Origin of the sequence: Microcystis sp. M_QC_C_20170808_M9Col, from assembly GCF_007095495.1 — a bacterium.
In the GTDB taxonomy this organism is placed as follows: Bacteria; Cyanobacteriota; Cyanobacteriia; order Cyanobacteriales; family Microcystaceae; genus Microcystis; species Microcystis aeruginosa.
The window spans coordinates 1-9,581 of the sequence record NZ_SFBZ01000018.1; the positions used below are offsets into that span (position 1 = coordinate 1).

The 9,581-nt window shown below is 38.9% G+C and carries 6 protein-coding genes; 5 read left to right on the forward strand and 1 reads right to left on the reverse strand.

Annotated elements, in window-relative coordinates:
• A partial coding sequence (locus tag EWV68_RS01310) for a TubC N-terminal docking domain-related protein (RefSeq protein ID WP_287168558.1) occupies nt 1–426 on the reverse strand: 426 nt, incomplete at its 3' end.
• Between the two features lie 822 nt (nt 427–1,248).
• On the opposite strand from EWV68_RS01310, the gene EWV68_RS01315 reads away from it, so the two are divergent.
• The 5 genes from EWV68_RS01315 (at nt 1,249) to EWV68_RS01335 (ending at nt 9,298) form a co-directional block, all read left to right on the forward strand.
• Nucleotides 1,249–3,318 carry an ABC transporter ATP-binding protein/permease gene (locus EWV68_RS01315; protein ID WP_287168559.1) on the forward strand — a complete coding sequence of 690 codons (2,070 nt, stop codon included), beginning with the start codon at nt 1,249–1,251 and terminating at the stop codon, nt 3,316–3,318.
• A gap of 61 nt (nt 3,319–3,379) precedes the next feature.
• On the forward strand, nt 3,380–4,549 hold the full coding sequence (locus tag EWV68_RS01320) for a DUF6014 family protein (protein WP_287168561.1): 1,170 nt from the start codon (nt 3,380–3,382) through the stop codon (nt 4,547–4,549).
• Between the two features lie 426 nt (nt 4,550–4,975).
• Nucleotides 4,976–6,988: a phospholipase effector Tle1 domain-containing protein gene (locus tag EWV68_RS01325; RefSeq protein WP_287168563.1), complete on the forward strand. Its 2,013-nt coding sequence runs from the start codon at nt 4,976–4,978 to the stop codon at nt 6,986–6,988.
• A gap of 51 nt (nt 6,989–7,039) precedes the next feature.
• Nucleotides 7,040–7,525 carry a hypothetical protein gene (locus EWV68_RS01330; protein ID WP_041804435.1) on the forward strand — a complete coding sequence of 162 codons (486 nt, stop codon included), beginning with the start codon at nt 7,040–7,042 and terminating at the stop codon, nt 7,523–7,525.
• Between the two features lie 111 nt (nt 7,526–7,636).
• Nucleotides 7,637–9,298 carry a GUN4 domain-containing protein gene (locus EWV68_RS01335; RefSeq protein WP_049897889.1) on the forward strand — a complete coding sequence of 554 codons (1,662 nt, stop codon included), beginning with the start codon at nt 7,637–7,639 and terminating at the stop codon, nt 9,296–9,298.
• Nucleotides 9,299–9,581: the final 283 nt, after the last annotated feature.

Here is a 9,581-nt window from a genome sequence, read left to right on the forward strand (position 1 = left end):
TTTTTGAATAGGTTTTCCTTCAACCATTGGAAAGCTTGTGCGTAAGCTCTCATGCCGTTGAATAATAGCATTAATCGTTTGCTCTAAAATATCAATGTTTAAGCGTCCCGTTAAACGGATGGTTAGAGCTTCATTATAAGCCGAATTTTGCTGATCCATCTGATAGAGAAACCACATTCTCTGTTGAGCAAAAGATAGGGGTAAATCTTCAGTTCGGGCAACGGTATTAATGACCGATTCAAGGGGTTTAGATGGTGTTGCTGCGCTTCTTAAAAAAGTGAGAATTTCTGGTTTTCTTGTGCCGATTTCTTGCTTAATTTCTGGTGTCATCGCCCCTTGGGGAGCTTGATATTTTAACTTATCTTCCTCAAGCCAAAGCTTGATTTCTAAACTATTTAAGTAAGATAAAAATTCTGCGACTTTCATTAATAGTATCCTTTTCCTTAATTGATGTTCTGGTATTTTTGGAATGGGGGTGATGTTTGGCTGAGTTCAGTAGTTCTAACTTGAGCTACTGTTTAGAGATATAATCAACGTTTTTCATAAATTTAAGTACCCTCAAAGACTAAACACTATAGACCAAACAAAAATTATCAATGGTAGGGAGTCGGTGGTTATTGTTAAAATGATTTGCTATGGGAGCAACCGCTTACATACTCCATAAAAAGACTGTTTGGCTATTCATAGCACATTCTGGATGATAAATTTTAGTGATGGATACAATTTTTTACATTTTTTCCAAAATGGCTCTGAAAAGCTTAAATTTTAGTTAGGCTATTTTCATAATTCTCCTTCTTCATAATTTTCTGAGGCTGCTGCCATAACTTTACCACCATGATGCCGCAAAATCTGTTATCGCTTTGAGGAAACGAGGAAGAAAATCGGCGCACCTCATTGCTGTGAAACCTGTATCTCGAAATCTTATCACAGACAAAAAAATTTGTCATGGTCAACGAAATTCGGTAATATGTGGTAGTCTGAGAAGCGCTCACTAGCTTTAGCTATCAAAACAATGGTTACTTGTAGTAAGATAACGAGGGTTAAAAAAGCAGTAGCAGGGGGGCTGAGAAAGCCATCTCTTTACACTGACAGATAAAGCGACGGGAGTATGTTAGCACAACTCAAACACAATAACCTTAAAATTGTCGGGGAGCTTTATATTTTCGCCAATTGCCTTCTACTCCGCCAATCCAGCCAAAATCTAAAATCATTCCAGCAAAATGTCCACAACTCAAATATAAATGCTATATGTCCGCCAAAGTCCCTCAAGATCGATCGACGACTAATATTATCTCCGATGTCAGCAAATTTTGGCACAGTGTCAAGCTGATCGCTGCTCCCTATTGGTATCCTACTGAATCGGGGGGAAGGACTTTTTCCGATGTGATCCAAGCTTGGGCAATGCTCATCCTACTAATCGGGGCAATCCTAGCGGTTGTAGGCTTAAATGCCTTCAATAGCTTTGTTAGTAATTACTTAGTTGATGTCATTCTTGAAAAAAGTGATTTTGATAAATTTGTCAAAACTTTGGTAGTTTTTGCGGTTGGACTGCTCTTTGTCACCCTTTTAGTTGGCTTGCTTAAATTTCTCAGAAAAAGAATCGCCCTGGATTGGTATGCTTGGCTCAATGACTGGATTCTCAACAAATATTTGCATAATCGCGCCTATTACAGAATTAATTTTAAATCCGATATCGACAACCCAGATCAGCGTTTATCCCAGGAAATTGAGCCGATTACCAGTAAAGCTCTCTCCTTTTTTGCCGTTGCCCTAGAAAATGTCCTAGATATGATCACTTTTTTAGTGATTCTCTGGTCAATTTCTTCCTCTGTCGCCATTATTTTAGTCGTTTGGACAATTCTCGGTAACGTCATTGCTATCTATTTTAACCAAGCCTTAAATAAAATCACTCAAGAAGAATTAGAACTTAAGGCTAACTATAATTATGCTCTAACCCACATTCGTAATCATGCGGAGTCAATCGCTTTCTTTGAGGGAGAAAATCAGGAATTAAATATTATTCAGCGGCGATTTAATAAACTCTTAGACAGTGCTAAACGTAAAATTGATTGGGAGAGAGGCACAGAAATTTTTAGTCGGGGCTATCAGGCGGCAATTCAAGTATTTACTTTTGTCATTTTGGGTCCTTTGTATATCAATAGTGAGGGCATTAGTTTCGGACAGGTCGGGCAAGCCTGTTTAGCGGCTAATTTGTTTGCTACGGCACTGGCGGAATTAATTAGTGAATTTGGCACTTCGGCACAATTTAGCAGTTATGTTGAACGTCTATCGCAATTTTCCCAAGCCTTAGAAGAAGTCATTAAACAACCGGAAAATTTAAGCACGATTAAAACCATCGAAGAAAACCAATTTTCCTTTGAAGATGTCACCTTGCAAACCCCCGATTATGAACAGGTAATTGTCGAAAACCTCTCCCTTTCTGTTCAGCCAGGACAAGGTTTATTAATTGTCGGTCCGAGTGGTCGGGGTAAAAGTTCCTTGCTACGCGCAATTGCCGGTTTATGGAATGCAGGAACCGGCCGATTAGTGCGTCCCCCCCTAGAAGAAGTATTGTTTCTGCCCCAACGTCCCTATATAATATTAGGAACCTTGCGAGAACAGTTACTTTATCCCAATCGCAATCAAGAAACCAATGAGATAAAATTAAGGGAAGTTTTACAAGAAGTCAATCTCCAAAATTTACTAAATCGAGTCAATAGCTTTGATACAGAAGAGCCTTGGGAAAACATTTTGTCCCTGGGAGAACAACAACGTTTGGCTTTTGCTAGGGTATTAATTACCCGTCCCAGTTTTACTATCCTCGATGAAGCCACAAGTGCTTTGGACTTAAACAATGAGGAAAATTTATATCGGCAATTGCAGAAAACTCACACAACTTTTATTAGTGTTGGACATCGGGAAAGTCTCTTTAACTATCATCAATGGGTTTTAGAACTCTCTAGTAATTCCCATTGGCAACTGCTTACAGTGGAGGAATATCGCCGACAAAAAGTGAAAGAAATTATTAATATTTCTGTCGATAATTCTCAAGCTAGGCTCGAAGATTTAGCGAATCAGGAAACCGAGGTCAATCCTAAAATCAATTCTGCCGGGGAACCCCCCCCCGAATCGCCAACGACAACAATCTTAACAGAAGTCGAAGAGGGACTTTCCCATGCACAAATGAAGGAATTAAGCGACTATTCCCTTAGTAGCATTAGAAGCAAAGCCAGTCAGGGAAAATCAATTACGGGGAAAGATGGACTGACCTATCGCTATGACAAAGACCCTAAAATCTTAAAATGGCTAAGAGTTTAGCCGATGAGAGACGGGTCAAAAAACAACGTTAAACCATTACACCAACTTAGCTACCCCAAAAATGAATCAAACCCTGGTTAATCAACAACAGTTCTTCCAAGAAATCGTCCAAGATATCGAACAAAATAAAATTGCGATTGCGGCGAAAAAACTGCGTCAACAGGAAGCAGATAGCTGTGAAATTCCGGCTCAGTGGCTCTGGAAAACAGCAGCAGCTTTGGAAACCAACGACTGGAGCATTTTATCAGAAGATTTCATTAATCTGAATTTTATCGGCAAAAATGGTTATTTTCTGATGATTGCTCCCTATCGCATCAATCGTCAGGGAGAACGACAACTCACTTTGAGTGCAATTTACGGAAAAATTCACCAAAATAGTCAACCTTCTATCGAACAACTAGAAAGCTTGACTCGTGAAAAATTTGGCAGTCTAAGACAACCGATTCCCAGAAATTTATCCTTTACTGAAATTGCTAGTTGTGGCACGGTTAAAGGTGAAAAGGGGGAGGCTTTTATCGTTCCCCATAGGTGGACTTTTCCCAATAGTGTTCAAGGACCAGCTTTAAATAATGCCAGTGAGCAAAAACGACGCTTTTCCGGTTCTAGCTACGAATGTATCCGAAAAATTTTTGAGCCAGAAACGGCCGATTTGCTATTAGGACCCCTGGAGGATCAAATTAATGGTGAACGCTATCGCCATCTCGATACCCAATTCCATGAAGCGGGTCATGCTAGTGGGTTAGGATTTGACTTAAAACTCAAAAATAAACTGTTTCAAAACTATACCTATGCCGGAGTCGAGGAGTGGCGCTCAGATAGTTTAGGGTTTGAATTTGCCGATTGTGCTTTACCTGCCGAAGAAGCGGGAAAATTAGTCGCTGTTAATTTCTGCATTCGCTTTGGTTTAGATGCTCACCGTTTAGGGGGTTTAGAAAAAGATGTGGATGTCCACGCTAGTTTGATCAGTTTGGAATATCTCTTGCAAAATGATGCTATTTATCTCACAAAAAATGGTCAATTGGCCCTGCGGAATATCAGTTATCCAGGCTTACTAAAAGCGGTGGAAATGCACCGAACAAAAGCCTTATCTCTAACGCGAAGGGAGTTGAATCTAAATAGTCCAACAGGTCTTTTTGCTCTGTATAAAGTAGAGATTCATCCCGCAACCCAATTAATTTTTCAGGGACTAATTGTAGAGCGCTGCCGAGGAATTTGGTTAGAGTTACAATAAGTACCTAGGGTTTGCTGTTAACCGGCCCGGGGAGGGATGTCAATCAGCCATGAGCATCCCACCAAAGCCTATTGATGGCGATAGGGATTGGGGTCAACTCCTCTGAGTTTCTCGCCACAGCAAGTGCCGGCTCTGGAATATTAGTCGTTGACTCCTAAGTAGCTGTTTGCAATTAAATAGAAGATAGGTTTTGCACTCGATCCCCCCTGCCCCCCTTAATAAGGGGGGTGCCGACAGGCGGGGGGATCTTAGAGTTTTTTACGCCCATCTACTTACACATTTATTTATATATATCGCTAGATAACTAAAATGTGTTAAGCTAGGCGGTAGCATTCTGGGAAATCACGACAGATAGATCAGTCTCTTATTCGTCAGAATCCCTGAACCCCTGATTACCTCTTTCTCCCCCGGTCGATGACAAAACCAATGGCTGAACAACGCTCTGTACTAAAATTTAATGGCATCGATGATCATATTGATCTATCCCACGGATTTCTTGACATCGATCAGAGTATTACCATTACATTTTGGGCAAAAGGGGAAAATAATTTAGCTACAGAAACGACTCTCTTAGAAGCTGTTAATCGGGAAAATAACCGCGTTCTACATATTACCCTGCCTTGGGGCGATCCCGTGAAACCTGCGATTTTTTGGGATGCGGGTAATGAAGAAGGTTTCGATCGAATTGAAAAAAAAGTCAAGCTTAAGGATTATAGTGATTGGACTCATTGGGCCTTTGTCAAAAATGCGACCACAGGCCGAATGTTGATCTATCGCAATGGTATCATTTGGCATCGTGGCAACGGTCATAACCGTGCCTTAATGGGGATTGAAAAAATCATCTTGGGAGCCTCTGTTAATCTCTCTCATTATTGGCAAGGTTGTCTTGCAGAACTTTCTGTTTGGAATCAAGCGCGTAGCCAAGAAGAAATCCAAAAAGCGATGTATCAATCTCCCTTAGTTGATGACCTTGGCTTAGTTACTTATTTATCACTCAATGGCAGTGCCGAGGATCAAACAAGTTATAGCAATCATGGTATTCTTTATGGGACAACCTGGCAACTAGATAGTCTTCCCTCCAAACCGACCTCGATCCCTAAATCAAAAACTCAGACTAGCAGTAAAGCTAGAAGGAGTGCGAAAAGGATAACAATGGTCAACGAAATTTTTAACTCCCTTGAAGAAGAAGAAGTGGTTGAACAGGATGCTCCATCCGAAAATCAAGAACCTTCCCGGGAAGATAATTCAGAATCAATTATAATTGCTGCAGAAGCTGCTCTTGCCAGCAATGAAATTGAGGAGATTAGTGAAACAGCAATTTCTCAACCAGATATCCTCACTTATTCAAACCAGAAAAAACGGTTAATTATTTGTTGTGATGGTTCTTGGGAAGACTCTACCAGTGCTTACCCCACTAATGTGGTTAAATTCGCCGAATCTATTAAGTATATTGCCGAGGATCAAACCCCCCAAATCGTCTTTTTGTCAGGTTCTGGCACCCCCGAAGATAACGAATTTATTAAAAGTTTAGGGAATGAAACTTTTGGCTGGGGCCTTGATCGGATGATTCAAGATGCCTATCGTTTTCTTGTCCTTAACTACAATCCCACAACCGAGGATGAAATTTATTTGTTAGGTTTTAGTCGAGGCGCATATATCGTTCGTTGTTTGGCTAGTTTTATCGATAAATGTGGAATCCTAAAACGCTCTAAGATTAAAGAAATTCCCCTGGCTTATCAACTCTATCGAGACCACACCGTTAGTTCTGATAGTGCCAAAGCTCAACAATTCCGTGCCGCTAATGCTAAAAAAATTGAGACAGAAAAGGAAGATTTTCAAGATCGTATTCCAGTCAAGATGTTAGGTTGTTGGGATACAGTTGGCAATTTTGGTATTCCTGATTTAACTCCTTGGTTTCCCCTGGCTAAGTTTTATCATAAAAAATATGAATTTAGTAATACAAAATTAAGTCCGATTATCCAGAATGCTTTTCATGCTGTTGCCATTGATGAAAAACGTAAAAACTTCCCTTATACTCCGATCAAAGCCAATCCAGAAAATCCCGAACAAGTTGTTAAAGAAGTTTTATTTGTGGGTGAACATACCTGTCTAGGTGGTGGCAAAAAAGAATATCAAGGACTTTCCGATTACCCGTTACAATGGATGATTAATCAAGCCAAAAAATTGGGATTAGAGTTTGACTCAACCACCTCTGAATCTGAGGAATTCCAAATTAAACTAGACCCGACCATCAAGTTCGATAATACTGTTAAAGGATTGTCGTCCTTAGGAGGTGAGCAATGGCGATATTTCAATACAAAAGTTGTCACTGTTCATCACAGTGTGGTAAAACGATTAAAGGCTTTTTCCGATTATCGTCCCAAAAGTCTCGAACCTTTTCTTCAAGCTTTACTTGACGACGATCAACAGACAGATTAACCTTGCTTTAGAATTAAACTAATCCTTCGCTAGAAATTTGAGGTGATTTTTATGGAACTCGATAACATTATCAAAAAAGTGGCAGGTACTTATTTAGCTTCGGCTATTATTGCTGTCATCGTGCTAATTCTGACCCTCGGACAACCCTTTGTAGTTTTTCTGGGTATTGGAGCGATGGGGTTGGTTACTGTGCTAGGAGATGCGATTGCTCAGTACGGAATTGAAGCGGTTCTAAATGCTTTTTACACTGAGCGAAGTAAAAAAGAATCCCTGGAAACACTTTTGGCTGAAATTGATGCTTTACCTCTGACTGATGACCTGAAATTAAAAACCAAAAAACACTTGACTGACCATCAAGAACAGACAGTAAAGCAGCAAGAAACTGTAACTGAGCCAACTCCTGAAAGTCCTCAAACAGTTGTTATTGAAAATGAACCAGTTATTGAAAATGAACCAGTTATTGAAAATGAACCAGTTATTGAAAATGAACCAGTTATTGAAAATGAACCGGTTGTTGTTGAAGTTGAAAATGTTTAATTAGGTATTGCTCCCTCTTGCAATAGCTGGGGGCAGCGGATGATTATTGCTAAGTATTGAGGAATTTTTTGGTCTAAGATAGCTATGCTAAATAGGAACTCTCAACATCTGATGACCTATAAAAAAATTGCCATTTATGAGCAAAGCTATCAACTTCCTGTTTTTAAAAATAGATACTTAAAAAATTTTCAGAAAATCATCAAGGAACGTCGGAAATTAATTCAAGAAGGAGTTCGCTACCATTACTATTTTGGTAAGATTATTAAACGAAAAGAAAAAATCACTCAACAAGAAATCTTGATCGAGACTCAGTTATTAATTAAAGACTATAATTTATTAATTAATGGACTAGAAATATATCAAGACGGATATTATCGTTTTTTACTCCAACTCAGTGACAATCTCAAAATTTTATTTTCCCAAAAATATCAAGAATTGAAAATCTTAGACTACGAGAGAATAAAGTTAGAAATTAAAAATAATAATAATCAAAATATTCTCAATCAACTCAAGCTAGAAAAACAGGAAAATTTTCGGGCAATTTTGCTACTGGGAAAAACATCTTTTTTGATGTTGAGAAAAACTAAATTACTAGGGGAAGGAGTTCAGAAATTAGCCGAGGATACTCAAAAGCAGAAAAAAATTGTGCAAGCAATTATTCAAGAACTCAAAATTTATGAGGAATTAAATCATTATCAACTCAAATCTCAACGAGTTCGCCAAGAAATTGCGGATCTTGCCCAAAATGCGATTAATTTTGAAAACTACTTACAGGACTATTTTGCTCCTTTTCAATTATTAATAGAAGAAGTGATTAAGGTGGATGAAGAATTTTATGCAACAGTTGGAGAAATTAAGTATTTGGTAGATAATATTTTTCCACCTCAGCCTGCTCTCTTAGAAACGTCAGATTCAGCCATAAATTCTGAGTTTTTGCTAAATTTTATGGCGACTGGTTACGAGAAAGAAGCAAGGTTAAAAGAGGCTTTTTCCTCGGATCAATTTAATGATTACTTATTCAATGAAAGTGAATGGTCAGAACAATTTATTTCCCTAGAAAAAACCATCAATAAATTATCTCATCATTTAGCAGAACAAGAGGCTTGTCAAAAAGACACTATCCCCAAAACTCCCCTAGCAATAGTTGTCTCTCAATTCACTCAAAACAATATTCACAAATCTTCTACTTCTAAAAATCCCCAGACTTCCCCAAATATCTTAACTCAAGAATCGGCTGATATTGATTATAATCAATTACAAGATTTGCTAAGAAAGCAACAGTGGCAAGCGGCTGATCGCCAAACAACCAAGCTACTATTGAAAATCTTGCGTAAGACCTACTGGAATGAGGTTTATCCTCAAGATATTGCTCAATTACCTTGTTCGGATCTGAAAAAAATTGATCAACTTTGGCTTCATTATAGTCATGGTCATTTCGGTTTTAGTATTCAGCAAGCCATTTTCTCTAGTCTCGGTGGTTTAGTGGATTATGAAACCCAAAAGAAACTTGGCGATCGCCTAGGTTGGCGGAAGGAAGGTCAATGGCTCAATTATGAGCAACTAAACTTTGAATTAGAGCCGAATTCTCCCCTCGGTCATTTACCCGTTCATTGGTTGATTTTTGAAGAAAATCTTTGTTACCCATCTGCGGAAGCTTCTGACAATCAAAACTCCCTGGCTTTCTGGAGAGTTGGCAATTGGTTATTGTGGCAACTTCACCTCGTTTTAAGCAAAATTCAAGCCTGTGGAATTATTCCTCTGTCTGACTTTTAAAGTGATTATAGCGTTTCCCAATCTCATGAGGTACACCAAAATCTTAACTCCCGAATCCTGAATCCTGAATCCTGAATCCTGAATCCTCAAAACCTAAGACTCTGTACCTCACAACTATGGGAATTGCTATATCTAAGCTGTTGACTATCTAAATTACTCGTTAATTAGGGTCTGCTGAATAAATCTAAAAACCTTGTTGGATAAGACTTTTGGACTTTTTTCCCCTCAAAAAGTGCCAGCCATTGCGGGGATCGGGGGAAAATTCAGGTACTTTTTCCCTGAA